Here is a 26249-nt window from a genome sequence, read left to right on the forward strand (position 1 = left end):
GGCGCTCACTTCAGCCTGCTGGAGGCGAGGATGGACACGAGGTGCAGCAGGGTCTGCACCAGCGCGATGCCGGCCAGGACGGCGACACCGAGCCGCGAGAAGAACAGGTCGCCGCGCACCTGGTCGGCGATGGCCAGCACCAGGATCAGCAGGGACGCCTCGATGCCGAGCACCAGCCGGTGGAACTTGAGCGCGGCGGCGGCCCGGCGGGCCAGCGCCATGCCGGAGGAGCGCATCTCGGACGCGGCCTCCTGGACGGGGGCCTGACCGGTCTGGTGCCGGGCGACACCGACCAGATCGGTCTCGGCCTTGATCAGGATCGCGCCGAGCGCGGCGAGGGTGCCGAGGAAGGCCCACAGCCAGTCGATACGACCGCTGCCCCACAGGTCGGCGGCGCGCAGCCCGAAGCCGACGAGCACGGCCGCGTCGGTCAGATAGGCGCCGACCCGGTCCAGGTAGACCCCGCCCAGCGAGTACTGCTTCTTCCAGCGGGCGATCTCGCCGTCCACGCAGTCGAGCAGCAGGTACAGCTGGACCGCGAGCACGCCGAGCACGGCGCCCGGGATCCCCGGCACCAGCAGCGCGGGGGCCGCGAGCACGCCGCAGACAGTCATCAGGTACGTGAGCTGATTGGGCGTGACCCTGGTGTTCACCAGGTAACGGTCGACGCGCAGGGACACCTCTCGCATGTAGAGGCGCCCCATCCAGTGCTCACCGCTGCGCCGGTCCTTGACCCCCGGGGGGTGGACGACCGGGCGGAGTTCAGCTACCGATGGCCTTGACATAGTCGGCGTAGATGTCCTTGATCTGGTCGGTCTTGAGGTCGAGGTGTTCGAGGATCGTGTAGCGGCCGGGCCTGGTCTCGGGGGCGAACTCCACGACCCGGACGAACTCCGCGGTCGTGAAGCCGATCTCCTCCGGGAGCACCGGCAGTCCGTGCCGGCGCAGCACCTGGGCCATGAAGGCCGCCTCTTCGTGGGCTCCGCGCAGGTACATCGCGAAGGCCGCGCCCAGGCCGCACTGCTCGCCGTGGCTGGCCGCGCGCTTGGGGAAGAGCAGGTCGAAGGCGTGGTTGATCTCGTGGCAGGAGCCCGAGGCGGGCCGGGAGTCGCCCGAGATCGACATGGCGACACCGGTGAGGACCAGCGCCTCGGCGAGGACCTGGAGGAAGTCGTTGTCCCCGATGCCGCCGGGGTGTCGCAGCACCGCCTCGCCGGCCTGCCGGGCCATGGCCGCGGCGAGGCCGTCGACCTTCTCGCCGTTGACCCGGTGGGACAGCTCCCAGTCCGCGATCGAGTTGATGTTGGAGATCGCGTCGCCGATGCCGGCCCGTACGAAGCGGGCGGGGGCCTCGCGGATCACATCGAGGTCGATGACCACGCCGATCGGGTTCGGCACTCCGTAGGAGCCGCGCCCGGCGTCGTTGTCGAGGGTGGCGACCGGCGAGCAGAGACCGTCGTGCGCGAGGTTGGTCGGCACCGCGACCAGGGGCAGGCCCACGCGTGCCGCGGCGAACTTGGCGCAGTCGATGATCTTGCCGCCGCCCAGGCCCACGACCGCGTCGTAGTGACCGGCCTTTATCTCGCCCGCCAGCCGCACGGCGTCGTCGAGGGTGCCGCCGCCGACCTCGTACCAGGTGGCACCGGGCAGCGTCGGCTCAAGCCGCGCGCGCAGCCGGGCGCCGGAGCCGCCGCTGACGGCGACGGCGAGCCGGCCGGACTGCGAGATGCGCTCGTCGGCGAGCACTCCCGCCAGGTCCTCGAGGGCACCCGGGCGGATGTCGACGACGAGCGGCGAGGGAATGAGCCGGGTCAGTACTGGCACGCGATCTCCCGTCCGCGGGCGAGGTCGGCGTGGTTGTCGATCTCCACCCACTGCACGTCACCGATGGGCGCGGTGTCGATCCGGAAGCCGCGGTTCACGAGCTCCTGGTAGCCGTGCTCGTAGAACTGCTGGGGGTCGGTCTCCCAGACGGTCTTGAGCGCGTCGACCAGTTCGGGGGCCGCGTCGCCCTCGATGAGCGTGACGCCGATGTACTCGCCGGTGGCTTCGGCGGGGTCCATCAGCTTGGTGATCGTCGTCATCCCCTTCTCGGGGTCGACGACGACCTTCATCTCCTCGTCGGCGAGATCCTTCACCGTGTCCAGGGCCAGGATGATCCGCTTTCCCTCACCGCGCGCGGCGAGCAGCGCCCGCTCGACGGAGACCGGGTGGACGGTGTCGCCGTTGGCGAGGATCACGCCGTCCTTGAGGGCGTCACGGCCGCACCAGAGGGAGTAGGCGTTGTTCCACTCCTCGGCCTTGTCGTTGTCGATGAGGGTGAGCTTGACGCCGTACTTGCGCTCCAGCTCCGCCCTGCGCTCGTACACGGCCTCCTTGCGGTAGCCGACGATGACGGCGACCTCGGTCAGGCCGATCTCGGCGAAGTTGCCGAGGGTGAGGTCGAGCACCGTGATCGAGTCCTCGGCGCCCGCGGGCCCCACCGGCACCAGCGCCTTGGGCAGGGTGTCGGTGTAGGGGCGCAGACGCCGTCCGGCGCCGGCCGCCAGCACGAGGCCGATCATGCGGTTTCTCCTTCATCGTGTACTGCGGGGGCCCCTGCGGACACCCAGAAGCGGATGCTCTCGGCGAGCACCACCAGGGCCACGGCAACCGCGAGGACCGTGAGCGCGAGCGTGAACTGCGAGGCCGTGAGCAGCGCGGCCAAAGCGGTGACGAGCAGCGTCCGCCCGTCGTGTCCCCCGATGACGCGCACCAGCCACGCGGGGGGCGCTCCGGCGTCGCCACGGATGCGGTACACCGTGTCGTAGTGATGGTAGGCGACGGCGGACACCAGTCCGAAAGCCGCCGGAAGTGCTCCGTTCACGTCCGCCTTCGCCGCCAGGATCAGGACGGTGCCGTACTCGGCCGCCCGGAAGAAGGGCGGAACGAGCCAGTCCAGAGCGCCTTTGAGGGGGCGCGCGAGGGCGAGGCCGGAGAGCAGGACGTAGCCGGCGGCGCCCAGCACGGTCGGCCAGGTGGTGCCCCAGACTGCGGCGGAGATCACCACGAGGAGCCCGCCGGCCGCGGCGCTCACCGGCGCCGGGAAGCGCGGAGCGACCCGCGCGACCAGTCCGGCCAGCGGCCCGTTGTCGGCGAGGTCCGCCAGCGCCTGCGCCGCCCGGTCGGTGCGCCGCGCCTTGCGGGTCAGCGAGCGCAGTACCCGCCCGGCGGTCGTGTAGGTCGCCGCGAAGGCACAGCCGATGAGAAGGACGTACAAGGTGATGCGCGGGGTGGTGACGGCGGTGAGGACCGCGATCATCGCCCAGCGTTCGCCGATCGGCAGCACGATCATCCGGCGCAGCCACACCGTCCAGCCGACGCTGTCGAGCTTGTCGGAGAGGGCGGCGGTGGGGCTGGTGTTGGCGGTCGCGTCGTGGTTGGCCTCGTTGAAGGAGAAGTCGACGACGTGCCGGCAGGTCTGCAGGACCATCGCGCCGAGCGCGAGAGCCCATACGTCGTCACCGCCACGGGCGGCTCCCAGCGCGAGGCCGGCGTAGTAGGCGTACTCCTTGGCCCGGTCGAAGGTGGCGTCGAGCCAGGCGCCGAGCGTGGAGTACTGGAGGGAGTAGCGGGCGAGCTGGCCGTCGGTGCAGTCCAGGACGAAGGACGCGATCAGCAGCACGCCGGCCGCGACGTACCCGGCGCGGGTGCCGGTGGCCGCGCAGCCCGCCGCGATCAGCGCGGTGATGAGGGAGGCGGTGGTGACCTGGTTCGGGGTGAGGCCGCGGCGGGCGCACCAGCGGGCGATGTAGCGGGAGTACGGGCTGATGAAGTAGGTCGTGAAGAAGCCGTCGCGGGCCTTCACCGCCGACTTCAGGCGTACGGCCTCGTCGTCCACGTCGGCGACGGCCTGCCGTGCCTCGTTGCGGGCCTGCGGGTCGGCCGGGACGGCGGCGACGAGACTGCCGAGCTCGGGGCTGCGGACGTCGGCGCCGTCGTCGTCCAGGGCGGTGACTATGCGGTCGGGGAGGCTGTCGACGGCCAGGGCCGTACCGCCGCCCGCCGAGGTCTCGCGGGCCAGCGCCCGGGTGAGGGTCGCCCGGCCCTCGGGCTGCGCGGTGACGGCACCGGCGATCGCGGCGAGCGGGAAGCGGGGGTCGGTGAGACCGAGGCGCAGCGCGTGCACGTGTCCGACGAAACGGGCGTCGACCAGGGCGACCCGCCCGTCGGAGGGCACCTGCGCGACGAGCCGCTCCGCGTCGACGGCGTCGACGGCCACCAGCACGTCGAAACCGAGGGACCGCAGATCACCCTCGATCGACGATCCGGGGACCGGCTGACCGGTGAGGATGGCGGTCGACAACCGAACTCACTCCCTGGGTGCCGACGCACGAGCGCCGGTCATGTACACGATGGGGGCGCCCCTTGGATGCACCAGGCGGGCGGCATGTCGGCAGAGGCTATCGGATGCCGGAAGGCAGGCGTTCACCGCCCGTTCATGAGCTGATCAACGCCGGATCCACTGGCCTTCGCCGCGATCATCATCGGTGATTTTGGGCTCCGCCCACAAACCGTGCCCGCTATCACCCCCTTCGGGCCGGGCATCCAGGACATCGAGGGCGCTCCGCGGTGCCGACATAGGGTGGACGACCATGACATGGCTGATCACAGGCGGAGCGGGATACATCGGGGCCCATGTGGCGAGGGTCATGGCCGGGGCCGGGGAACGTGCCGTCGCGCTGGACGACCTCTCCGCGGGTGTGCCGGCCCGACTGCCCGCCGGCGTCCCGCTGATCGAGGGTTCGACGTTCGACGCCGGTCTGCTGAAGCAGGTCTTCGCCGAGCACGAGGTGACCGGTGTGGTGCACCTGGCCGCCCGCAAGCAGGTGGGCGAGTCCGTGGCGCAGCCGACCCGCTACTACCGGGAGAACGTCGGCGGCCTCGCCACGCTCCTGGAGGCGGTGGCCGAGGCCGGGATCGGCAGGTTCGTCTTCTCCTCGTCCGCGGCCGTGTACGGCAACCCCGATGTGGACCTCATCACGGAGGACACCCCGTGCGCGCCGGTGAACCCGTACGGCGAGACCAAGCTGGCCGGTGAGTGGCTGGTCCGGGCGGCGGGCCGGGCGCACGGCATCTCGACCGTGTGCCTGCGCTACTTCAACGTGGCGGGCGCCGCCGCGCCGGAGTTGGCCGACACCGGTGTCTTCAACATCGTGCCGATGGTCTTCGACCGGCTCACCCGCGACGAGGCGCCGCGGATCTTCGGCGCCGACTACCCGACACCGGACGGCACCTGCGTCCGCGACTACATCCACGTCGCCGACCTGGCCGAGGCGCATCTGGCGGCGGCCCGACGGCTCGGCGAGGCCACCGGTACCGCCGCCGGTGACCTCACGGTGAACATCGGTCGCGGCGAGGGCGTCTCGGTACGGGAGTTGGTCACGCTCATCGGTGAGGTCACCGGTGACACCCGGCCGGCGCTCGTCGAGGGGCGCCGGCCCGGGGACGCGCCGCGCGCCGTCGCCTCGGCCGCGCTCGCCGGGCGGGAACTGGGCTGGACGGCCGGGCGCGGAGTACGCGACATGGTCGAGTCGGCGTGGCAGGGCTGGCTGCTGCACCACGGCGACCGAGCCACCGGCTGAGGCACCGACCGAGGCACTGACCGAGCCTCCGAGCAAACCACCGGCCGGGCTACTGAGGGTGCCCTGACCTGCATATCGTTTCCGCAGGTCACGGCACATGACAACGGTGTTCAGTGCCGCGTTGCCCGATACCCCCCACCCGTAGTTCACTGTGATCCCGGGCCGACCACAGGAAGGGCTGTCATGGGGGCAGGACACGACCACGGACACGCGCATGGGCCGACGACGGGTACGGCCGCCTCGGCGTACCGCGGTCGGCTGCGGGTCGCGCTGTCGATCACGCTCGGCGTGATGGTGATCGAGGTGGTCGGCGGAGTGCTCGCAGACTCGCTGGCGCTGATCGCGGACTCCGCGCACATGGCGACCGACGCGCTGGGCCTGGGCATGGCGCTGCTCGCCATCCACTTCGCCAACCGTCCGGCGACCGGCAACCGCACCTTCGGGTTCGCCCGCGCCGAGATCCTCGCCGCGCTCGCCAACTGTCTGCTGCTGCTCGGGGTCGGCGGCTACGTCCTGTACGAGGCGGTCCAGCGGTTCGTCACGCCGGCCGCCACCGAGGGCGGGCTGACGATCGTGTTCGGCGCGATCGGCCTGGTCGCCAACATGGTGTCGCTGACGCTCCTTGTGCGCGGCCAGGAGGAGAGCCTGAACGTGCGCGGGGCGTTCCTGGAGGTCGTCGCGGACGCCCTCGGCTCGCTCGCGGTGATCATCTCGGCGCTGGTGATCCTGGGCACCGGCTGGCAGGCCGCCGACCCGATCGCCTCGCTGGTGATCGGCCTGATGATCGTGCCGCGCACCCTGAAGCTGCTGCGCGAGACGCTGGACGTGCTCCTGGAGACGGCACCCAAGGGCGTCGACATGGCCGACGTGCGGTCCCACATGCTGGCCCTGGACGGGGTGGAGGACGTCCACGACCTGCACGCCTGGACGATCACCTCCGGCATGCCGGTGCTGTCGGCGCACGTGGTCGTGCGCTCCGACGTGCTCAGCGCGATCGGCCACGAGAAGATGCTGCACGAGCTCCAGGAGTGCCTCGGCGACCACTTCGACGTGGAGCACTGCACCTTCCAGCTGGAACCGGTCGGACACGCGGAGCACGAGGCGAAGCTCTGCCACTGAGGCAGGCGGGGCAGGTGGGGCGCCTCCGGCGCGGAATGCAGCCGTCCGGCGCGCATCGGCGTCCTGCACATCAGTACGCCCGCCCCGCGCGGTTCCCCGCCGACCGCCAGGGGCACGATGACCTACCGGGCCCCTGTTCCGGCGTCCGACCGGTGACCGTCGCCGCCCGTGCCGCGCGCGGGACATGCGGGCGCACCGCGAAGTGCCGGGAGTGCCGGATTCGTACGGCAGACTTGGGCGGCGAGAACCGATGCGAAGGATGGGTATGCCGATCACACCAGCCACCGCGACGCACAGTCCGTCGAACGGCACCGCAGACGCCATTTTGCTCGAACTGGTCGACGAGAACGGCGTCACGATCGGCACCGCGGAGAAGCTCTCCGCCCATCAGCCCCCGGGCCGGCTGCACCGCGCGTTCTCCGTGTTCCTCTTCGACGAGCGCGGCCGGCTGCTGCTCCAGCAGCGGGCGCTGGGCAAGTACCACTCCCCCGGTGTGTGGTCCAACACCTGCTGCGGTCACCCCTATCCCGGCGAGGCGCCCTTCGCGGCGGCGGCCCGGCGGACGTACGAGGAGCTGGGGGTGTCCCCGACGCTGCTCGCCGAGGCGGGCACGGTCCGCTACAACCACCCGGACCCGGCCTCGGGCCTGGTCGAGCAGGAGTACAACCACCTCTTCGTGGGCCTGGTGCAGTCGAAGCTGCGGCCCGACGAGGAGGAGGTCGGCGACACGGCGTTCGTGACCCCCGCCGAGCTGGCCGAGCGGCACGCCAAGGACCCCTTCTCGTCCTGGTTCATGACGGTCCTCGACGCGGCCCGGCCCGCGGTGCGGGAGCTGACCGGTCCGTCGGCCGACTGGTGAGTCTCAGAGGACCCGCACGGGTTTGAGCGGCAGCGCGGCCCAGATCACCTTGCCGCCGCTCGACGTGTGCTCGACGTCGCACACCCCGCCCGCCTCCCGGGTGATCTCGCGCACCAGCAGCAGCCCCCGGCCGCCGGTCCGGCCGTGGTCGGCCTCCAGGGCGGTCGGGCGGTAGGGGTGGTTGTCCTCGACGGACACCCGCACCCACTCGGCGCCCACCGCGACCTCCACGGCGAGCATCGGCGACAGCAGGGCCGCGTGCCGGACGGCGTTCGTGACCAGCTCCGAGACGATCAGCAGCACGCCTTGGACGAGGTCGTCGGAGAGGGGTACTCCCTGGCGGTACAGCAGGTCCCGCACGGCGTGTCGCGCCTGCGGGACCGAGGCGTCGACGGCGGGGGCGGTGAACCGCCAGACACCTTCGTACGGCAGCGGATCCGGGGCCCTCGGGTCACGGGGCTCGTCCGTGTCGCCGTCTGGGCGTGGGCCGGACCCGCGCCCGTGGTTCTCCATCGTCCGGTCGCCACCCTTGCGCTCGATTGTCACCACACCTCGAGTGTTGATAACGACCCGCTCCGCTCCGGATGACTGAACAGAAGTCAGCGAATATCGAGCACTTCTGACCGCTGCCGCATGACGAGGTCGGCGACGCGACCGTTCCTGTCCACTCCGCGCCGACTTCGCGACCTATTCGGGGGGTACGGGTTTGGCGTGCGCCCGGCCCGGTCCGTCCCGCGCGTCGTCCTCCCCGGCGAGCCGCTCGGAGACCAGACCGACGATCCGCCGACCGCCGAAACCGGTCGCGATCAGTCCGAGTCCGTCGAAGAGCAGCGCGAGCGAGAAGAAACAGCCGATGACGTACTTGCTGCTGCTCGGCCAGTTCCCCAGCACCAGGATGCCGAGCAGCAGGTCGAAGGCGCCGAGGAGGAGGGTCCAGCCGAACTGCGGACCGCGTACCACCAGACTGCCCACGAGCCGGAAGAGACCGGCGGTGAGGAAGAGCAGGGCGGCGAACATGGTGAGGGCCGCGGCCGCCGCGTCGGGGCGGCGGATGACGACCACGCCCGCGGCGATGTTCAGGGCCGCGACGATGACACCGAGCCAGAAGAAGTTGGTGCCGCGCGCCTGGACCGCGTGCAGGAGTCCGACCGCGCCGCCGATCAGCAGCAGCCAGCCGAAGAGGAGCATCGAGGTCAGGGTGGCGACCCCGGTGTAGACGAGCCCGACGAGTCCGGCGAGCACCAGGATCACGCCGAGCGCGGCGAGCCAGCCGAAACCTCGGTGCAGTTTCGCGGCCTCGTCCTGTCGGGCTGTGGCCATCGCAGTCTCCTCGCGGTCGGCCCCCTCCTTGATCGTACGGTCGTGGGCTGCGGCTAGCATCCGGCCATGGAGCCCCAGCTGCTGCACACGGTCACCGACTCCGTCGCCACCGTCGTCATCCACCACCCGGCCAAGCGCAACGCCATGACGGCCGCGATGTGGGCCGCCCTGCCGCCACTGCTCGACACCCTCGCGGCCGACCCCGAGGTGCGGGCGCTGGTGCTGACCGGGGAGGGCGGGACGTTCTGCGCGGGGGCCGACATCTCCACGCTGCGGGGGTCGCCGAAGGAGGCCCAGTCGCTGGCGGTGGGTGCCGAGGAGGCTCTCGCGGCCTTCCCGAAGCCGACGCTGGCCGCGATCCGCGGGCACTGCGTGGGCGGCGGCGCGCAGCTCGCGGCGGCCTGCGATCTGCGGTTCGCCGAGGAGGGTGCGCTGTTCGGGGTGACACCGGCGAAGCTGGGGATCGTGTACGCGTCCTCGTCCACCCGGCGGTTGGTGTCGCTGGTGGGTCCGGCCGCCGCCAAGTACCTGTTGTTCTCGGGTGAGTTGATCGACACCGAGCGGGCGCAGCGCACGGGCCTGGTGGACGAGGTGCTGCCGGCGGGCGAACTCGACAAGCGGGTCGCGGAGTTCACCAGGATCCTGGCCGCACGCTCGCAGCTCACGCAGGCCGCAGCGAAGGAATTCGCCAACGGGCGTACGGACAGGGACGGTTACTGGGCCGAACAGGCGCGCGGCAGCGACGACACCGCGGAGGGGGTCGCCGCGTTCCTGGATCGCAGGCAGCCGCGCTTCACGTGGTCGGTTCCTTTCCGAGGATGAACCGGCTCATCGAGCGGATCAGTTCGACGACGTCCGCGGGCGCCTTCTGCGGGGACCCCGCGTCGTAGGGCGGCTGCGGGTCGTACTCGATGCCCAACTGCACGGCCTGGGCGACGACATCGCCCGACATCCGGCCGAGCAGGGCGAGGCCCATGTCGATGCCCGAGGAGACCCCCGCCGCGGTGACGTACTTGCCGTCGAAGACGACCCGCTCCCCCGTCGGCTCGGCGCCGAACCTCTTCAGCTCGTCGAGGGCCAGCCAGTGCGAGGTCGCGCGGCGTCCGTCGAGCAGCCCGGCGGCGGCAAGGAGCAGCGAGCCGGTGCATACGGACGTGGTCCAGGTGCTCGTGGCGTCGGTGGCGCGGATCCAGTCCAGCAGTGCCTCGTTGTCCATCTGCGGGGTCTGGCCGGGGCCGCCGGGGACGACCACGACGTCCGGGTTCGGCACCTCGGCCAGGGTCCGGTCGGCGATCAGCGCGAGGCTCCCGCTGTCGGTGCGGACGGGCCCGGTCCGCTCGGCGACGAAGACGACCTCGGAGTCCGGGAGGCGGCCCAGGGTCTCGTAGGGGCCGACGGCGTCGAGGGCGGTGAAGCGGTCGTAGAGGACGATGGCGAACTGCATGGGGTTCCCCCTTCGGGCTGCGGGTGTGTCAGCCGGTCTGCGGGTGCTCAGTGGGCGGCGCCGGGCGGAACCGGCGGCGGTACTCGGCGGGTGCCGTCCCGAGGGATCTGACGAAGGCGCGCCGCATCGCCTCGGGCGTGCCGTAGCCGCAGGCGCGGGAGACCTCCTCGATGCCGTCGGCGGTGTCCTCCAGGAGGCGGCGGGCGTGTTCGAGGCGGACGCGCTCGACGTAGCGGCCCGGCGTCATGCCGGTCTCGGTCTGGAAGGCACGGGCGAAGTGGCGGGGCGAGAGGCTGGCACGGGTCGCGAGGGCCTCCACGGAGAGGTCGTCGCCGGGGTGCTCGGTGATCCACTGCTGGACCTCGCGCAGTGGCTCGCGCTGGGCCGTCTGCGCGACGAGCTGGGCGCTGAACTGGGCCTGGTTTCCCGGGCGTCGGAGGAAGACGACGAGGTGGCGGGCGATGGAGAGGGCGGTCTCCCGGCCGACGTCCTCCTCGACCAGGGCGAGCGCGAGGTCGATGCCGGAGGTGACGCCGGCCGAGGTGGCGAGGTGTCCGTCGCGGATGTAGATGGGGTCCGGATCGACCTCGACGGCCGGGTGGTCGCGGGCGAGCTTCTCGCACACCGACCAGTGGCTGGTCGCGCGGTGGCCGTCCAGCAGACCCGCCTCGGCCAGCAGCAGCGCTCCGGTGCACACCGAGACCAGCCGCTTCGCGCGCGTGCCGTGCGCGCGCAGCCAGTCGACCAGGCGCGGGTCGGGGCTGCGGGTGCCCGCGCCGCCGGGGACCAGGAGGGTGTGTGGGTCCGGCGCCTCCGTGAGTGCCTGGTCCGGTACGAGGGTGAGGCCGCTGGAGGTGCGCACGGGACCGCCGTCCAGGGAGGCCGTACGGATGCGGTACGAGCCCGGCACGCCCTTCTCCGCGCCCGCGAACACCTCCACCGGGCCGGTGACATCGAGGCTCTGGACGCCGTCGAAGAGGACGACGAGAACGGTTCGCTGCGCCATGCCGTCGATTCTCGGCGGGCGCGCGCATGGCCGCAATGACGGGCTTCCCACCTTTCCTGCCATGCGGGTTGTCCACAGGGCGGCGCCCTGATCCCCGGGTGTCGGTGCGACCTGCCACAATTGCCGCGCAACCCCAGCGAGAAGGCGGTACGGGATCGTGACGACAGCCGGATCCATCGAACCAGGGTCCATCGAAGGCAGGATCGCCGAGGAACTCGGCGTACGGGAGCGGCAGGTCAAGGCGGCGGTCGAGCTGCTCGACGGCGGCTCGACGGTGCCTTTCATCGCGCGCTACCGCAAGGAAGCGACCGAGATGCTCGACGACGCGCAGCTGCGCACGCTCGAGGAGCGGCTGCGTTATCTGCGGGAGCTGGAGGAGCGGCGCACGGCGATCCTGGAGTCGGTGCGCGAGCAGGGCAAGCTCACCGACGAGCTGGCCGCGCAGATCCGCGCCGCGGAGACCAAGGCGCGCCTTGAGGACATCTACCTGCCGTACAAGCCCAAGCGGCGCACCAAGGCGCAGATCGCGCGTGAGGCCGGTCTGGAGCCGCTCGCGGAGGGGCTGCTGAGCGACCCGACCGTGGAACCACTGGCCGCGGCCGCCGCGTTCGTCGACGCCGACAAGGGCGTGGCCGATCCGCAGGCCGCCCTCGACGGTGCCCGGGCGATCCTCACCGAGCGGTTCGCGGAGGACGCCGACCTGATCGGCGAGCTACGCGAGCGCATGTGGGTGCGTGGCCGCCTGGCGGCCAAGGTGCGGGAGGGCAAGGAGGAGGCGGGCGCCAAGTTCGCCGACTACTTCGACTTCGCCGAGCCGTTCACGGCCCTGCCCTCGCACCGGACCCTCGCCATGCTGCGCGGCGAGAAGGAGGAGGTCCTCGACCTCGTCCTGGAGCCGGAGGAGGCGACGGAGGGGCCTTCGTCGTACGAGGGGATCGTCGCCCACCGGTTCCAGGTCGCCGACCGCGGTCGTCCCGGTGACAAGTGGCTGACGGACACGGTCCGTTGGGCCTGGCGCACCCGGATTCTGGTGCACCTCGGCATCGACATGCGGCTGCGGCTGCGCACGGCCGCCGAGGACGAGGCGGTCAACGTCTTCGCCTCCAACCTGCGCGACCTGCTGCTCGCCGCCCCGGCCGGCACGCGCGCGACGCTCGGCCTGGACCCCGGGTTCCGTACGGGTGTGAAGGTGGCCGTCGTCGACGCGACCGGCAAGGTGGTGGCGACCGACGTCATCTACCCGCACGTCCCGGCCAACAAGTGGGACGAGGCGATCGCCAAGCTGGCCCGGCTCGCGAAGGAGCACGCGGTCGATCTGATCGCGATCGGCAACGGCACGGCGTCCCGTGAGACCGACAAGCTCGCCGGTGAACTCATCACCAAGCACCCGGAGTTGAAGCTCACCAAGGTGATGGTGTCCGAGGCCGGCGCCTCCGTGTACTCGGCCTCCGCGTTCGCCTCGCAGGAGCTGCCCGACATGGACGTGTCGCTGCGCGGCGCCGTCTCCATCGCGCGCCGCCTTCAGGACCCGCTCGCCGAGCTGGTGAAGATCGACCCCAAGTCGATCGGCGTCGGCCAGTACCAGCACGACCTGTCCGAGGTGAAGCTGTCGCGTTCGCTGGACGCGGTGGTGGAGGACTGTGTGAACGGCGTCGGCGTGGACGTCAACACGGCGTCGGCCCCGCTGCTCTCCCGGGTCTCCGGCATCACCTCCGGGCTCGCCGAGAACATCGTGGCCCACCGCGACTCCAACGGCCCGTTCACCTCACGCGGCCAGCTGAAGAAGGTGGCGCGGCTCGGCCCCAAGGCCTACGAGCAGTGCGCGGGCTTCCTGCGGATCCGCGGCGGTGACGACCCGCTGGACGCGTCCAGCGTGCACCCCGAGGCCTATCCGGTGGTCCGGCGCATGGTGAAGACGTCCGGGCAGGAAGTCGCCTCGCTCATCGGCAACACGGGTGTGCTGCGCTCGCTGAAGCCGACCGAGTTCGTGGACGAGACGTTCGGTCTGCCGACCGTGACGGACATCCTCAAGGAGCTGGAGAAGCCGGGTCGCGACCCGCGGCCCGCCTTCAAGACGGCCACGTTCAAGGACGGCGTCGAGAAGATCTCGGACCTCACCTCCGGGATGGTGCTGGAGGGTGTCGTCACGAACGTCGCCGCGTTCGGGGCGTTCATCGACGTCGGCGTCCACCAGGACGGTCTTGCGCATGTCTCCGCGCTGTCGAAGACGTTCGTCAAGGACCCGCGTGAGGTCGTGAAGCCGGGTGACATCGTCAAGGTGAAGGTGCTCGACGTGGACATCCCGCGTAAGCGCATCTCGCTGACCTTGCGGCTGGACGACGAGGCGGCTGCGCGTCCGCAGGGTCAGCAGGATGGCGGGGGTGAGCGTCGGCAGCGGGGTGGTCGTCCGCCTCAGCCGCGGCAGCAGCGGCAGGGCGGTGGAGGTGGGGGTGGTTCGCGGCAAGCGGCTGCGCCGCCGGCCAACAGTGCGATGGCCGATGCTCTTCGCAAGGCGGGGTTGCTGAATCCGAAGGACGGCAAGCGCTGAGGTGGTGGGGAACTGACGGTCCGTTGTGGCTGGTCGCGCAGTTCCCCGCGCCCCTCAAGGGGCGCGACGCGGACCGTCGGCTGAACAGTCAGCGCTCCTCCACCTTTCCCGCCGCCACCTCCAGGCGGCGCGTCACATGGACCGCGTCCAGCATGCGGCGGTCGTGGGTGACGAGGAGGAGCGTGCCCTCGTAGGCGTCGAGGGCGGACTCCAGTTGCTCGATGGCCGGTAGGTCGAGGTGGTTGGTGGGCTCGTCCAGGACGAGGAGGTTGACTCCTCGGCCCTGGAGGAGGGCCAGGGCCGACCTCGTGCGTTCGCCCGGGGAGAGGGTCGCCGCCGAGCGCATGACGTGGTGGGCCTTGAGGCCGAACTTGGCCAGGAGGGTGCGTACTTCGGCCGGCTCGGTGTCCGGGACGGCCGCGCAGAACGCGTCCAGCAGGGACTCCTCGCCGTGGAACAGCTGGCGAGCCTGGTCGACCTCGCCGACCAGGACGCCGGAGCCGAGCGAGGCCGTGCCGGAGTCCAGCGGGATGCGGCCCAGGAGGGCGCCGAGCAGGGTCGACTTGCCGGCGCCGTTCGCCCCGGTCACCGCCACCCGGTCCGCCCAGTCGATCTGGAGGGTGACCGGGCCGAAGGCGAAGTCGCCGCGGCGGATCTCGGCTTCGCGCAGGGTGGCCACGACGGCACCCGAGCGCGGGGCCGAGGCGATCTCCATGCGCAGGTCCCACTCCTTGCGGGGCTCCTCGACGACGTCGAGACGTTCGATCATGCGCTGGGTCTGGCGGGCCTTCGCGGCCTGCTTCTCGCTGGCCTCGCTGCGGAACTTGCGGCCGATCTTGTCGTTGTCGTTGTTCGCCTTGCGGCGGGCGTTCTTGACACCCTTGTCCATCCAGCCGCGCTGCATCTGGGCGCGGTCCTGGAGGGCGGAGCGCTTGTCGGCGTACTCCTCGAAGTCGTCGCGGGCGTGCCGGCGGGCCACGTCCCGTTCCTCCAGATAGGCCTCGTAGCCGCCGCCGTAGAGGGTGATCTGCTGCTGGGCCAGGTCGAGTTCGAGGACCTTGGTGACCGTGCGGGTGAGGAACTCGCGGTCGTGCGACACGACGACCATGCCGGCGCGCAGGCCGGAGACGAAGCGCTCCAGGCGCTCCAGGCCGTCCAGGTCGAGGTCGTTGGTGGGCTCGTCGAGGAGGAAGACGTCGTAGCGGGACAGGAGGAGGGAGGCGAGTCCGGCGCGGGCCGCCTGGCCACCGGAGAGGGCGGTCATGGGCTGGTCGAGGTCCACGGACAGGCCCAGGGAGTCGGTGACCTCCGCGGCCCGCTCGTCGAGGTCGGCGCCGCCGAGGTCGAGCCAGCGCTCCAGGCTCGTCGAGTAGGCGTCGTCGGATCCGGGCGCGCCGTCGACCAGCGCCTGGGTGGCCTCGTCCATCACCCGCTGGGCCTCGGCGACACCGGTGCGGCGGGCCAGGAACTCCCGTACCGTCTCGCCGGTCCTGCGCTCGGGCTCCTGCGGGAGGTGGCCGACGGTGGCGCTCGGCGGGGAGAGCCGCAGCTCGCCCTCCTCCGGTGCGAGCAGGCCCGCGAGCATCTTGAGCAGCGTGGACTTGCCCGCGCCGTTGGCACCGACCAACCCGATCACGTCGCCGGGCGCGACGACGAGGTCGAGCCCGGCGAAGAGGGAGCGGTCGCCATGTCCGGCGGCGAGGTTCTTGGCGACGAGGGTGGCAGTCATCAGACCGCCGATCCTAACGTCCGGGTGCCGTCCCCCGCCGCCGGGTTCTCACCGCGCCATCGCCTCCACCAGCACACTCCCGGCGGTCCGCGCCACCACGAAGGACTGCCCCTTCACCGCCCTGGCGTCCAGGGCGATGCGGTGGCGGCCCGGTTCGAGGACGCCGTCGAAGACCTCGTGTGCGTGGGCACGGTAGAGGCGGTCGAGGCGGTACGCCGTGAGGCTGACCCGGCAGGACGAGGTGACCTCGACGCCCGCCTCGCCGTCGGCGGCGACCAGGCGGGTGAGGCGGCGCAGCTCCACCGGGCTGCGGTCCAGGGCGTGTTCGATCTGGGCGACGAGCAGCGGGACTATCGGGGCGAGGCCGTCGACGTAGGCGACGTCGACGCCGGCCTGTTCGAAGGCGTGGCGTACGGAGGCACGTTCCTGCTCGGTGACCGCGCGGCCGAAGGCGACGGCGCCGTAGCCGCGCAGTTCGTCGGTGTGGACGTCGTTCGTGTCGTGGGCGATGTCGGCGCCGATGCCGATGATGCGCAGGGCGGCGGCGAGTTTGGCGAGCAGGGCGACGCGGGCGCCGATCAGCAGGACCCGGCGGCGGGTGCTGCCAGGGCCGCCGTCGAGGAGGGCGGCGAGGGCCTCGCGGTACTCGGTGCCGTGGAAGCGGAGCGGCCCTATGCCGTGGTAGCCGTTGAGCTCCAGGTCGGCGTGTTCGTCGGTCTGCCAGGCGAAGTCCCGCCAGATGTAGTCGTCGCCGTCCTTCTCGATGACCGCGGTGACCGCGCCGCAGGCCAGGTCGGCGCAGTCGGGGCAGCCGTAGATGACGTAACGCCCGTCCGGAAGCGGGGCGTCCGCCTCCAGGAGCAGGCTGCGGACCTGTTCGGTGAAGATCGCGGGTGGGATGTCGGAGGCCAGTGGGGAGACGGCGTCGAGGTCGGAGAGCTGGAACAGCAGCGGGCGTCCGTCGACGATGAAGTCCAGGAAGTCCCGGTGAACCTGGTAGTCACCATTGACGAGGACTCCACCGGCACGCATCGCCGGTGCCAGGCCGAAGGTCGCGTACTCGACAGACATGCTGTGAGTATTCCCGCAGCGACAGCGATCTGCGCACGGCATGGGACATTCCGCTACGGTCCGGGAATGGAGAGCGGATCGAACAGCGATGTCATCGTGGTCGGTGGCGGGGTCGTCGGCCTGACCACGGCCGTCGTTCTCGCCGAACGCGGGATACGGGTGCGGGTCTGGTCCCGGGATCCGGCCGAGCGCACGACCTCGGCCGTTGCCGGGGCGCTCTGGTGGCCGTACCGGATCGAACCGGAGGCGCGGACCGGCGCGTGGGCGCTGCGCTCCCTCGGGGTGTACGAGGAGTTGGCGGCGCGACCCGCGGAGACGGGCGTACGCATGGCCGAGGGCGTACTCGGTGAGACGCGGCTGGACGAGTTGGGGCCGTGGGCGGCGCGGGTGCCGGGGCTGCGGGCGGCGACGGGTGACGAGTACGCCGGGACGGGACTGTGGGCGCGGTTGCCGCTGATCGACATGCCGACCCATCTGCCGTGGCTGCGGGGGCGGTTGGCGAAGGCGGGCGGGGTGGTCGAGGAGCGTACGGTGTCCGCGCTCGCGGAGGCGGACGCGCCGGTGGTGGTCAACTGCTCGGGCCTCGGCGCCCGTGAGCTGGTGCCGGACGCGAACGTGTATCCCGTCCGAGGCCAGTTGGTCGTGGTGGAGAACCCGGGGATCGACACCTGGCTGGTCACCACCGCCGACGACGGCGAGATGGCGTACTTCTTCCCCCAGCCCGGCCGCCTGTTGCTCGGTGGCACGGCGGACGAGCACGCCTGGACCACCGAGCCGGATCCGGCGGTGGCCGAGGCGATCGTACGACGGTGCGCGGCCCTGCGGCCGGAGATCGCCGGGGCGCGGGTGCTGGAGCACCGGGTGGGGTTGCGGCCGGCCCGGGACGCGGTCCGGTTGGAGAGTGAAGTCCTCGCGGACGGGCGGTTGTTGGTGCACAACTACGGTCACGGCGGGGCGGGTGTGACGGTGGCGTGGGGGTGCGCGGAGGAGACGGCGGGGCTCGCGTCCGCCTGAGCGGCTGGGCGGCTGGGCGGCTGGGCCAACAGCCGGTGAGCCACGCCGTGTTCCGCCCCGCCCGCCCCCCTCACCCGTGGTCGTGCCCCAAGGGGTCGCCCTCCGTGTCGGTGCCCGGGCCCGGTCCGACCTTGATCTCGAAGTCGCCGTCGTACTTCTTGTGGCCCTCGATCACGGCGAGTTCGACGGCCTCGGAGCCCATCTCGCCGCGCACGATGACCGGGTCGCGGCGGAGGTCGCGCAGGAGGGCGACGCACATGCCGATCATCACCAGGACGAAGGGCGCGGCGGCCAGGATGGTGAGGTTCTGCAGGCCGGTGAGGGCGTCGTCCTCACCGCTGCCCACGAGCAGCATGATGGCCGCGACGGCCCCGGTGACCACGCCCCAGAACACGACGACGAACCGGCCGGGTTCCAGGGCACCCTTCTGGGAGAGCGTGCCCATCACGATGGACGCGGCGTCGGCTCCGGAGACGAAGAAGATGCCGACCAGGATCATCACCAGGAGGCTGGTGGCGGTCGCGATGGGGAACTCCTGGAGGACGCCGAAGAGTTGGGCCTCGGGCGTCGACTTGCCGCCCAGCGCGCCGCCCTCCTTCAGCTTCATCGCCGTACCGCCGAAGACCGCGAACCAGACGAGACTGACCGTGCTGGGCACGAGGATGACGCCGCCGACGAACTGCCGGATGGTGCGGCCGCGGCTGATCCTGGCGATGAACATGCCGACGAAGGGCGTCCAGGAGATCCACCAGGCCCAGTAGAAGACGGTCCAGCTGCCGAGCCAGTCCGCGACGCCCTTGCCGCCGCTGGCCTCCGTGCGGCCCGCGAGCTGGGGCAGGTCGCCGAGGTAGGCGAAGATCGAGGTGGGCAGCAGGTCGAGGACGATGATCGTGGGGCCCGCGATGAAGACGAAGACCGCCAGGATCAGGGCCAGCACCATGTTGATGTTGGACAGCCACTGGATGCCCTTCTCCACGCCGGAGACCGCCGAGGCGACGAACGCCAGGGTCAGCACGGCGATGATGGCGACGAGCAGGCCGGTGCTCACGTCGTCCATCCAGTCCAACTCCTGGAATCCGGAGCCGATCTGGAGCGCGCCGAGACCGAGGGAGGCGGCGGAGCCGAAGACGGTGGCGATGATCGCGAGGATGTCGATGACCCGGCCTGCGGCGCCGTTCGCGTGCCGCTCCCCGATGAGCGGGGTGAAGACCGCGCTGATGGTCTGGCGGCGGCGCTTGCGGAAGGTGCTGTAGGCGATGCCGAGGCCGACCACCGCGTAGATCGCCCAGGGGTGCAGCGTCCAGTGGAAGAGGGTGGTGGCCATCGCCGTCTGCATCCGCTCGCCGGAGTCGGCGGGGGTGGTTCCCGGCGGCGGGGTCGTGTAGTGCGCGAGCGGTTCGCTGACGCCGTAGAACATCAGGCCGATGCCCATGCCGGCGCTGAACATCATCGCGACCCAGGACACCGTGCGGAACTCGGGTTCCTCGCCCTCGGCGCCGAGGTGGATGCGGCCGTAGCGGCTGATCGCCAGCCACAGGGCGAAGGCCACGAAGCACGAGGCGGACAGCATGAAGGCCCAACCGCCGTTGTGGATCAGGCCGTTGAGCATCGTCGTGGAGACGCTCTCCAGGGAGTCCGTCGCCGCCCAGCCCCAGATCACGAAGGCCACGGTGATGGCGGCGGTGACACCGAACACCACCCGGTCGGTGCGGTTGCCGGGCGGGGCCGACGCGCCTTCCCGGTCGCCTCCCTGCTGCGGATCGTCGGTCATCGGCGGCACCTTCCCCTAGGCGTTTTGGGCGTATCTGTCGAGCTATGCCCCAAGGGCCTATCACAGGTGGCGTGGTCCGGGCGGCCGCGGCACTCGGTCCCGGTCCGAGTCGTGGTTTCAGCTATGCCTGAAACGTCTGGCGGTGCCATGTCAGGCGACCCCACGCTGACCTCAGGACGAGACCGAACCACTCAGACCCCGGGGGAATCGGATGAGGCAGAAGAAGTCGATCAGAGCGATGTTCGCCGCCGTGCTGTGCGCGGGGGCCCTGTTCGCCGCGACGGGCACCGCGGACGCCATGCAGGAGACGGCCGACGGAGGCACCTCCGTGCTGGTCGTGAACACCTTCCAGAGCCTGGGCACGCTGCGCTGCATGGACGACAGCAAGTCCTTCGGGTTCCGCACGTACCCCTGCAACGGCGGCATCTACCAGAACTGGGACGTCCACGTCTTCAACGACGGCACACGCCGCTTCCAGAACCAGGCCACGGGACGCTGTCTCTACGACGGCCCGGCCGGGTTCAGCACGCAGTTCTGCGACAGCTCCGAGTACGTGAGCTGGTTCGTGTCCCACCACCACGAGGTGCGCCTGACCTTCCGCAACCAGTACACCGGCCGCTGCATCGACGACAGCGACGACAGCGGCTTCCGCACCACCGGCTGCAACGGCGGCATCTACCAGGACTGGGTCTGACGCCCCACCACACGGAGAAGAGGCGCACATGGCCGACGAGATGGTGGAACGCGCGCAGCAGTTCATCAACTCCTACAACGTGTCCGGCATCCCGAAGGTGGAGGTGAACGGGAAGACCAGCTGGACGGTGATGTACGCCCTGACCCGGGCGCTCCAGTACGAGCTGGGCATCACCACGCTGTCCGACACCTTCGGTCCGACGACACTGAGCACGCTCCAGTCCCGGTTCGGACCGCAGATCGACGACAGGACCGGAAGCAACAACGTCTACCGGATCATCCAGTCGGGCCTGTACTGCAAGGGCTATGACGGCGGCAACATAGATGGCACCTATAACGGCCGGACCGCGGACTCGGTCGCCGAGCTCAAGTCCAACATGGGCGTGGGCGGAGCCTATCCGGGCAGCGGGCTCCAGCCGAAGGTGTTCAAGGCGCTGCTCACGATGGACCCGTACGTCCGGGTGGGCAACGGCACCGAGCAGGTGCGCACGATCCAGCAGTGGCTCAACGGGCGGTACGTCCAGCGCCGGGAGTTCTTCATCTGCCCGGCCGACGGGAACTTCTCCCGGGACGTGCAGAAGGCGCTGGTCTTCGCCCTCCAGTACGAGATCGGGATGAGCGACGACGTCGCCAACGGGCGTTTCGGTCCCGGGACTCAGGACGGTGTCAGGACGCAGGCGGTGCTCGGTCTCGGCTCGGCCGACGGCGCCAAGCAGTTCGTGCACCTGTTCCAGGCCGCGATGCGGTTCAACGGCTGGGATGTCGCGTTCGACGGCTTCTACTCGGGGTCGCTGCTCAGCACCGTCGTGGACTTCCAGCGGTTCGCCCAACTCCTGCCCACCACCGGCACCGCGGACTTCCGCACCTGGGCCTCGCTGCTGGTCAGCACCGGCGACCCGAGCAGGGCCGGCACCGCGGCCGACTGCATCACCGAGATCACCCCGGCCCGCGCCCAGGCGCTGCGCGCCGCCGGATACACCACGGTGGGGCGGTACTTGACCAACGCGAACGTCACCAACCCGAAGAACAAGAAGATCCAGCCCGGTGAACTCGCCAACATCGTCGCGGGCGGCCTCTCGGTCTTCCCGATCTACCAGACCAACGGCGGCGATCCGGAGTACTTCAACGCGCAGCAGGGCGCCACGGACGCCCTGGCGGCTCTGGAGGCGGCCCGGGGACACGGTTTCAAGTCCGGCACCACCATCTACTTCTCCGTCGACTACGACGCCGTCGACGAGGAGATCACCAGCCGGGTCATCCCGCACTTCCGCGGCCTGGTCAACCGTATGACCGCTTACGGCAGCGAGTACCGCGTCGGTGTCTACGCACCGCGGAACATCTGCAGCCGGCTCTCCAAGGCCGGTCTGACGGCGGCCAGTTTCGTGTCCGACATGTCGACCGGGTACAGCGGCAACCTGGGCTTCCCGCTGCCGAAGGACTGGGCCTTCGACCAGATCGCGACGATCACGGTGGGCTCGGGCACCGGGTTCATCGAGATCGACAAGGACGTCGCGTCCGGCCGCGACGTCGGGCAGAGCCAGTTCGCGCCCCGGGGGCCGGACACCGCGCTGGACGTGCCCTTCGACATGAGCATGCGGGGTGGGCTGACCTCGAGTCTCGTCAACTACATCGTGGCCAACGGTCACGACGACTGGTACCGAGCCCGCAGTGCCGAGGAGTGCATCGCCAAGGTTCTCGACATGGACGCGCTGATCACAGGTCTCGCCCGCTCCTTCCGGATGCGCAAGTCGCTCATCCAGGCCGTGGTCTTCTGGGAGTACCAGGCCGACTTCACCGACGAGGGCGTGGATGTGCTGGTCGACGCCTATTACAACTGGAAGGACGCGCAGGCCGCCTGGGAGCAGAACCCCGTCGGGTCACCGCCCACCCCGCCGACCCCGATCTTTGACGACTCCAGCACGGGCGTCGCCCAGATCTTCGGCAGGACCGCGATCAGGGCCCGCAACCACTGCATCGACGCGGACGTGATCTCGGCCCCGATCCAGGATACGGAGGACTGGCGGGCGCGCCGCGCGGTCTGGAACCAGCTGCGCAACGACGACGACTACAACGTGAGCATCGTCCCGCTGATCCACATCTGGTCCGCCTTCCTCAAGGGCGTCACCACCGACCGGCTGCGCTACTCCGACGCCGACAACGTCACGGTGCTCGCACGCTACAACGGCACCAACGAGGACGCACAGGAGTACGGACGCCGAGCGCGCGACCTCTACAACATCTTCGAGGCCTACAACGCAGTCGCACGCGGCTGAAAGGGGAACCGCATGCAGATCAGAGACACGGACGGACCGGGCGGCAGAGGCCTGCCCCGGCGGACCCTGCTGCTCACCGGACTCGCGGGGGCGGTGGCGGCCGGCATCTCTCTGCCCACGGCCGCTCCCGCCTCGGCCGCGGCCGGTACCACCAGTGCGAACGGATGGCCCGTCACCACCGCCGGCATCAGCACCCTGTCTGTGCAGGGCACCCCGGCCTCCGTCGCACTGCTGGACGGGGACGTATCCACGGTGCTCGTCCACGTCGTACGCCGCTTCCACTACGAGGTCGAGGAGGTGGCCCGGCACGAACTGGCCGGGCACCGGTCCGCCGCGGGGCTGACCGGGCACCGCACCAACTACGCCTCCGGAACCGCCGTGGCCGTCCGCCCGGACGCCTACCCGCTCGGCGCGGACGGCGTGCTGTTCCCGCACCAGGAGCGCGCGGTGCGGGACATCGTCCGGGAGTGCGAGGGCGTGGTGGCCTGGGGCGGCCGGCTGCGCCGGCCGCACGTGGCGCACTTCCAGATCGACGTCCGCCCCGGTGATCCCAGGCTGCGGCGGCTGGCCGCCCGGATCGGGGGCTGGACTCAGCTCCCCGGCGAGGGCGCGGGGGTGTTCCCGCTGGCCGCCTGACCGAACCGGCCGGCCGCCTGGTTCGCGTACCCGGCGGCCGGCTGCGCCGCGCTCTCCGGCCAGCGTTGCGGAATGCCGCGCCGGCCGTCCAGGAGGGCCTGTCCGAGCGGTGTCGTGCTGTGGTGGACGCCCTGTCCCCGGCGTTGGGTGACGATCAGGCCCGCCTCGCGCAGGGCCGCCGCGTGCTGCGAGACCGTCGCCGGGGACACGATGAGCCGACGGGCCAGCTCACCGGTCGAACCGCCGCCGGACGCCGCCGCGTTGAGCAGTTCGGCACGCGTACGGCCGAGCAGGGTGCGCAGCGCCTCGCGCCCGTCGTTCACCGGGCCGTCCTCCTCCTGGGCCCAGCCGAGGTCGTGGCCGACCGGATAGACGATCACCGGAGGACGCTCCGGGTCGCGCAGGGTGATCGGGGCACGCCAGCAGAAGAACGACGGCACCAGGAGCAGTCCGCGGCCGTCCAGGTGGATGTCGCGGTCGTACGTGCTGGCCATGGTGAGCACGCCCGACTCCCAGCGCAGGCCCGGGTGCACGGTGGCCAGCATGGCTTCGGTGCCCCCGTCCAGAACGGCCCGCGCACGCAGCGCGCGGTCCGCCTCGACCGTCGTGCGCACCCGCGTCCAGTGCGGGCGCAGGGCCTGGTCGAAGTAGCCGCGCAGAACGGCGCCCAGACGGCCCAGTGTGCCGGTGTCGCCCTCGGCGAGCGGCCGGGTCCACGTCCCGACGCGGCGCGCGGCGGCCAGCCCGGCCACGTCCCGGCGCAGCAGCTTGCGCGGGGTGGACAGGACGGCGTCGATCCCCGTGTCCAGCTCGTTCCGGTCGAGCGCGGGGGTGAGGAAGTCGGCCGAGTAGCCGCGGGGCGGGGCCAGATCGAGCAGCATGCGGACGCCGGCGGGCAGTCGGGTGCGGACGTGCCGCCGCCAGGGACCGAACACGACGGCCCCGTCGCAGCCGGCGAGCAGGTGGAGGCTGAGCAGCAGCTCCCACATGGGATGCGGGCCCCTCACGACCCGTATTCGGGCCAGGTCGGCGTCCGTGAAATGGAAGTTCAGCATGGTGGTTCCCCCGTGGTGGTGCGTCGTGCGCTGTGGTCAGGAGCCGTTCCACGCCGTGGTCAGCGGCGGGAACGGTCCCTGAATCAGTCGGCCCACGGCATGCGCGCCGTGGGCCGACGGTCCGTCAACTTCCGTCCGGGACACGCTGGGTGCGCGGTGCACGGACCCCGTCGAGGTCCGTCGCCTCCGCCACCGCGCCGGACGTGCCCGAAGTGGCCTGCCTGAACGCGGACGCACCGCCGACCAGCGGTACGCGTGCGGACGTGCGGGACAGGTCGATGGTGAGCGTCGGCTTGTCGGCCGGCGGGTCGATGAGGTCCTTGTCGGTGCCCGCGACGATCAGGGCGAGGCGGTGTCCGGCCGGGACGACATGGTCGGTGGCCGCGAGGTCGAGGGTGATGGTGTAGGCCCTGCCCGGGGTGAGCGCAACTCCCTTGCGGTCGGAGGCGTAGGTGCCGAGGTCGGCCCAACCACGGCTGACCACCGTGTAGTCGACGGCGGTCTTCTTCGCCGCGGTGTTCTTGAAGCAGGCGCTGTCACCCGTGGTGCTCGCGCCCCAGCAACTGCGGTCGGTGAGTGTGCTGATGCCCTCGCCGCCGGCGGCGTAGTCGCGGATCGTGTCGGGACCGAGGTCGACCAGGACGGCGGAGAGGTGGGCCGTCGGGGTGGTCGGGGTCGCGGTGATCGTGACCTTGGAGGAGCCGGACAGCCGCAGGTCGCGGCTGAGGGGCTTGGTCACGAAGCCCGCCTTCGCCGGGGTCGACGTGTCGATCTGCGCGGCCCAGTCGGTCTCGCTCAACTGCGGGTCGTCGGTGAACGTTTCGGTGCCGTCGCCCTTGGTGAGGCCGAGGGCGCCGACGCCCGCCTGGGTGCCCTGGTCGGGGCGCAGGGTCGTGGTGGCCGTGGATCGCGGGGGCCAGACCGAGGAGGTGACCCACTGGTCGGGGTGGCGCTCGACGTCGGCCATCGGCTCGCGGTCGATTCCGTTGTCGTAGCCGAGGAGTTCGTGGTCGAACCAGCGGTGCAGGGTGTCGACCCAGGCGCCGCGGCGGAAGTCGAAGGGGTCGACGTGGCCGGTCTGGGAGAGCCAGATCTTGCGCTCGACACCGTTCTTGGCGAGGGCGTCCCACCACTGACCGAAGTGCTTGGTGCGGACGTTGAGGTCCTGGAGGCCGTGGGTCAGGAAGACGCTGGCCTTGACCTTGCTCGCGTCCTTCACGTAGTCGCGCTCGGTCCAGAACTTCGTCCAGTCGCCGGTGCGCGGGGCCCCGTCGACGATCTTCTGCTGGACGGCGGCGCACTTGGCGCGGGCGTCGGGGCTGTCGACGTAGTCGGAGAGCCAGTCGGGGCCCGAGTCGTAGAGGGGGGCGCCCTGGGCGAAGTAGTAGTCGTACCAGGAGGAGATGGCGCTGATCGGGACGATCGTCTTCAGGCCCTTGACCCCGGTCGCGGCGACGCCGTTGGCGATGGTGCCGTCCCAGCTCTTGCCGATCATGCCGGTCCTGCCGTTGGTCCAACTCGCCTTGGCGCGTGCGGTTCCGGTGCGGGTGGTGTACGCCTTGGCGCGGCCGTTCAGCCAGTCGACGACGGCCTTGGCGGACTGGATGTCGGAGCGGCCGCCGACATCGACGCAGCCGTCGGAGCGGTTGGTGCCGGCGAGGTCGACGCCGACGAACGCGTAGCCGCGGGGTACGAAGTAGTTGTCGTAGAAGAGCGGCATCTGGACCACGTCGCCGTTCGCGTCGTACGTCTTCAGCTGGCTCTCGTTGCCGCGGCCGCAGCAGGAGTAGTACGGGCTGGCGTCCATGATGACCGGTATCTTGCGGCCCTGTTGGGCGGGTTCGCGGGGCCGGACGATGTCCACGGCCACGCGGTCGTGCCGTCCGTCGCCGTCACCGTCGAGGCCGGTGTCCACCCAGACGGCCTCGCGGACAGCGTTGTCGTAGGAGTAGACGGGTTGGCTCTCCCGGGGGGCCGCGTGGGCCGTCAGCGGGGTGAGGAACGCGGCCATGAGGGCGGCGATGGCCGCCGTCGCGAGCGGTCTCCAGGTCGTGAAGCGCGTGCGTGTCGGCATGCGCGGGACGGTA

Annotated in this window: 22 protein-coding genes; 9 read left to right on the plus strand and 13 right to left on the minus strand. The window is 71.0% G+C overall.

The window, feature by feature from the left end; all coding sequences use genetic code 11:
* Positions 1-5: 5 nt before the first annotated feature.
* The 4 genes from ACIP6U_RS03415 to ACIP6U_RS03430 are packed head-to-tail and all read right to left on the minus strand — an operon-like array spanning position 6 to position 4345.
* Positions 6-785, minus strand: coding sequence for a CDP-alcohol phosphatidyltransferase family protein (locus ACIP6U_RS03415; protein ID WP_401712223.1), 780 nt, complete (start codon positions 783-785; stop codon positions 6-8).
* Positions 763-1824, minus strand: coding sequence for an iron-containing alcohol dehydrogenase family protein (locus ACIP6U_RS03420; protein ID WP_401712226.1), 1062 nt, complete (start codon positions 1822-1824; stop codon positions 763-765). Before ACIP6U_RS03420 ends, ACIP6U_RS03415 begins: the two co-directional genes overlap by 23 nt.
* Complete coding sequence (locus ACIP6U_RS03425) at positions 1812-2564, minus strand: sugar phosphate nucleotidyltransferase (RefSeq protein WP_401712229.1); 753 nt, start codon at positions 2562-2564, stop codon at positions 1812-1814. Before ACIP6U_RS03425 ends, ACIP6U_RS03420 begins: the two co-directional genes overlap by 13 nt.
* On the minus strand, positions 2561-4345 hold the full coding sequence (locus tag ACIP6U_RS03430) for a DUF5941 domain-containing protein (protein WP_401712232.1): 1785 nt from the start codon (positions 4343-4345) through the stop codon (positions 2561-2563). The genes ACIP6U_RS03425 and ACIP6U_RS03430 overlap by 4 nt, the downstream gene beginning before the upstream one ends.
* A gap of 289 nt (positions 4346-4634) precedes the next feature.
* Here ACIP6U_RS03430 and galE point away from each other — a divergent pair, with 289 nt between their 5' ends.
* The 3 genes from galE (at position 4635) to idi (ending at position 7602) form a co-directional block, all read left to right on the plus strand.
* A complete protein-coding gene (galE, locus tag ACIP6U_RS03435) occupies positions 4635-5624 on the plus strand; it encodes a UDP-glucose 4-epimerase GalE (RefSeq protein WP_401712235.1) in 990 nt (329 codons plus the stop codon).
* A 183-nt stretch (positions 5625-5807) separates the two neighbouring features.
* A complete protein-coding gene (locus ACIP6U_RS03440; RefSeq protein WP_401712237.1) occupies positions 5808-6743 on the plus strand; it encodes a cation diffusion facilitator family transporter in 936 nt (311 codons plus the stop codon).
* A 265-nt stretch (positions 6744-7008) separates the two neighbouring features.
* The gene (gene idi / locus ACIP6U_RS03445) at positions 7009-7602 is read left to right on the plus strand and encodes an isopentenyl-diphosphate Delta-isomerase (RefSeq protein WP_401712240.1); all 594 of its coding nucleotides are present in this window, start codon (positions 7009-7011) and stop codon (positions 7600-7602) included.
* 3 nt (positions 7603-7605) lie between these two features.
* Here the strand turns inward: idi and ACIP6U_RS03450 are convergent, their stop codons facing one another.
* On the minus strand, positions 7606-8115 hold the full coding sequence (locus ACIP6U_RS03450) for an ATP-binding protein (RefSeq protein ID WP_401712914.1): 510 nt from the start codon (positions 8113-8115) through the stop codon (positions 7606-7608).
* A 174-nt stretch (positions 8116-8289) separates the two neighbouring features.
* Positions 8290-8922 (minus strand): HdeD family acid-resistance protein, encoded by a 633-nt coding sequence (locus ACIP6U_RS03455; protein WP_401712243.1) that lies wholly within the window; start codon positions 8920-8922, stop codon positions 8290-8292.
* A gap of 66 nt (positions 8923-8988) precedes the next feature.
* Here ACIP6U_RS03455 and ACIP6U_RS03460 point away from each other — a divergent pair, with 66 nt between their 5' ends.
* Positions 8989-9744 (plus strand): enoyl-CoA hydratase/isomerase family protein, encoded by a 756-nt coding sequence (locus tag ACIP6U_RS03460; RefSeq protein WP_401712246.1) that lies wholly within the window; start codon positions 8989-8991, stop codon positions 9742-9744.
* Here ACIP6U_RS03460 and ACIP6U_RS03465 read toward each other — a convergent pair.
* Complete coding sequence (locus ACIP6U_RS03465; protein WP_401712249.1) at positions 9716-10366, minus strand: DJ-1/PfpI family protein; 651 nt, start codon at positions 10364-10366, stop codon at positions 9716-9718. The genes ACIP6U_RS03460 and ACIP6U_RS03465 overlap by 29 nt on opposite strands.
* A gap of 28 nt (positions 10367-10394) precedes the next feature.
* On the minus strand, positions 10395-11372 hold the full coding sequence (locus tag ACIP6U_RS03470; protein ID WP_401712252.1) for a GlxA family transcriptional regulator: 978 nt from the start codon (positions 11370-11372) through the stop codon (positions 10395-10397).
* A gap of 157 nt (positions 11373-11529) precedes the next feature.
* Here ACIP6U_RS03470 and ACIP6U_RS03475 point away from each other — a divergent pair, with 157 nt between their 5' ends.
* The gene (locus ACIP6U_RS03475; RefSeq protein ID WP_401712255.1) at positions 11530-13920 is read left to right on the plus strand and encodes a Tex family protein; all 2391 of its coding nucleotides are present in this window, start codon (positions 11530-11532) and stop codon (positions 13918-13920) included.
* Positions 13921-14008: 88 nt separating this feature from the next.
* Here ACIP6U_RS03475 and ACIP6U_RS03480 read toward each other — a convergent pair whose 3' ends face one another.
* Complete coding sequence (locus tag ACIP6U_RS03480; RefSeq protein ID WP_401712258.1) at positions 14009-15649, minus strand: ABC-F family ATP-binding cassette domain-containing protein; 1641 nt, start codon at positions 15647-15649, stop codon at positions 14009-14011.
* A 48-nt stretch (positions 15650-15697) separates the two neighbouring features.
* Complete coding sequence (locus ACIP6U_RS03485; protein ID WP_401712261.1) at positions 15698-16720, minus strand: oxidoreductase; 1023 nt, start codon at positions 16718-16720, stop codon at positions 15698-15700.
* A gap of 66 nt (positions 16721-16786) precedes the next feature.
* On the opposite strand from ACIP6U_RS03485, the gene ACIP6U_RS03490 reads away from it, so the two are divergent.
* Complete coding sequence (locus ACIP6U_RS03490) at positions 16787-17734, plus strand: FAD-dependent oxidoreductase (RefSeq protein WP_401712264.1); 948 nt, start codon at positions 16787-16789, stop codon at positions 17732-17734.
* A gap of 70 nt (positions 17735-17804) precedes the next feature.
* Here the strand turns inward: ACIP6U_RS03490 and ACIP6U_RS03495 are convergent, their stop codons facing one another.
* A complete protein-coding gene (locus ACIP6U_RS03495; RefSeq protein WP_401712267.1) occupies positions 17805-19505 on the minus strand; it encodes a BCCT family transporter in 1701 nt (566 codons plus the stop codon).
* 211 nt (positions 19506-19716) lie between these two features.
* Here ACIP6U_RS03495 and ACIP6U_RS03500 point away from each other — a divergent pair, with 211 nt between their 5' ends.
* Genes ACIP6U_RS03500 through ACIP6U_RS03510 form a run of 3 tightly spaced genes read left to right on the plus strand, consistent with a single transcriptional unit; the run spans position 19717 to position 23107 of the window.
* Positions 19717-20199 (plus strand): RICIN domain-containing protein, encoded by a 483-nt coding sequence (locus ACIP6U_RS03500; RefSeq protein WP_401712270.1) that lies wholly within the window; start codon positions 19717-19719, stop codon positions 20197-20199.
* A 28-nt stretch (positions 20200-20227) separates the two neighbouring features.
* Entirely contained in the window at positions 20228-22471 is a 2244-nt protein-coding gene (locus ACIP6U_RS03505; RefSeq protein ID WP_401712273.1) for a glycoside hydrolase domain-containing protein, read from the plus strand.
* Positions 22472-22483: 12 nt separating this feature from the next.
* On the plus strand, positions 22484-23107 hold the full coding sequence (locus tag ACIP6U_RS03510; RefSeq protein WP_401712276.1) for a hypothetical protein: 624 nt from the start codon (positions 22484-22486) through the stop codon (positions 23105-23107).
* On the opposite strand, the gene ACIP6U_RS03515 is transcribed toward ACIP6U_RS03510, so the two are convergent.
* Positions 23062-24162, minus strand: a complete 1101-nt coding sequence (locus tag ACIP6U_RS03515) for an ArsR family transcriptional regulator (protein ID WP_401712279.1) — start codon at positions 24160-24162, stop codon at positions 23062-23064. The two genes, ACIP6U_RS03510 and ACIP6U_RS03515, sit on opposite strands and share 46 nt — an antisense overlap.
* 124 nt (positions 24163-24286) lie before the next feature.
* Positions 24287-26236, minus strand: coding sequence for a Xaa-Pro dipeptidyl-peptidase (locus ACIP6U_RS03520; RefSeq protein WP_401712282.1), 1950 nt, complete (start codon positions 26234-26236; stop codon positions 24287-24289).
* Positions 26237-26249: the final 13 nt, after the last annotated feature.

Source organism: Streptomyces sp. NPDC088794 (assembly GCF_044750545.1).
GTDB lineage: Bacteria > Actinomycetota > Actinomycetes > Streptomycetales > Streptomycetaceae > Streptomyces.

What these genes read in the sequence shown, in the direction of transcription:
- ACIP6U_RS03520 (WP_401712282.1), bottom strand. Translation starts at nt 26,236, where the DNA reads ATGCCGACACGCACGCGCTTCACGACCTGGAGACCGCTCGCGACGGCG.
- ACIP6U_RS03485 (WP_401712261.1), bottom strand. Translation starts at nt 16,720, where the DNA reads ATGTCTGTCGAGTACGCGACCTTCGGCCTGGCACCGGCGATGCGTGCC.
- ACIP6U_RS03450 (WP_401712914.1), bottom strand. Translation starts at nt 8,115, where the DNA reads ATGGAGAACCACGGGCGCGGGTCCGGCCCACGCCCAGACGGCGACACG.
- ACIP6U_RS03460 (WP_401712246.1), top strand. Translation starts at nt 8,989, where the DNA reads ATGGAGCCCCAGCTGCTGCACACGGTCACCGACTCCGTCGCCACCGTC.
- galE (WP_401712235.1), top strand. Translation starts at nt 4,635, where the DNA reads ATGACATGGCTGATCACAGGCGGAGCGGGATACATCGGGGCCCATGTG.
- ACIP6U_RS03480 (WP_401712258.1), bottom strand. Translation starts at nt 15,649, where the DNA reads ATGACTGCCACCCTCGTCGCCAAGAACCTCGCCGCCGGACATGGCGAC.
- idi (WP_401712240.1), top strand. Translation starts at nt 7,009, where the DNA reads ATGCCGATCACACCAGCCACCGCGACGCACAGTCCGTCGAACGGCACC.
- ACIP6U_RS03465 (WP_401712249.1), bottom strand. Translation starts at nt 10,366, where the DNA reads ATGCAGTTCGCCATCGTCCTCTACGACCGCTTCACCGCCCTCGACGCC.
- ACIP6U_RS03510 (WP_401712276.1), top strand. Translation starts at nt 22,484, where the DNA reads ATGCAGATCAGAGACACGGACGGACCGGGCGGCAGAGGCCTGCCCCGG.
- ACIP6U_RS03515 (WP_401712279.1), bottom strand. Translation starts at nt 24,162, where the DNA reads ATGCTGAACTTCCATTTCACGGACGCCGACCTGGCCCGAATACGGGTC.
- ACIP6U_RS03455 (WP_401712243.1), bottom strand. Translation starts at nt 8,922, where the DNA reads ATGGCCACAGCCCGACAGGACGAGGCCGCGAAACTGCACCGAGGTTTC.
- ACIP6U_RS03495 (WP_401712267.1), bottom strand. Translation starts at nt 19,505, where the DNA reads ATGACCGACGATCCGCAGCAGGGAGGCGACCGGGAAGGCGCGTCGGCC.
- ACIP6U_RS03415 (WP_401712223.1), bottom strand. Translation starts at nt 785, where the DNA reads ATGTCAAGGCCATCGGTAGCTGAACTCCGCCCGGTCGTCCACCCCCCG.
- ACIP6U_RS03440 (WP_401712237.1), top strand. Translation starts at nt 5,808, where the DNA reads ATGGGGGCAGGACACGACCACGGACACGCGCATGGGCCGACGACGGGT.
- ACIP6U_RS03505 (WP_401712273.1), top strand. Translation starts at nt 20,228, where the DNA reads ATGGCCGACGAGATGGTGGAACGCGCGCAGCAGTTCATCAACTCCTAC.
- ACIP6U_RS03500 (WP_401712270.1), top strand. Translation starts at nt 19,717, where the DNA reads ATGAGGCAGAAGAAGTCGATCAGAGCGATGTTCGCCGCCGTGCTGTGC.
- ACIP6U_RS03490 (WP_401712264.1), top strand. Translation starts at nt 16,787, where the DNA reads ATGGAGAGCGGATCGAACAGCGATGTCATCGTGGTCGGTGGCGGGGTC.
- ACIP6U_RS03470 (WP_401712252.1), bottom strand. Translation starts at nt 11,372, where the DNA reads ATGGCGCAGCGAACCGTTCTCGTCGTCCTCTTCGACGGCGTCCAGAGC.
- ACIP6U_RS03425 (WP_401712229.1), bottom strand. Translation starts at nt 2,564, where the DNA reads ATGATCGGCCTCGTGCTGGCGGCCGGCGCCGGACGGCGTCTGCGCCCC.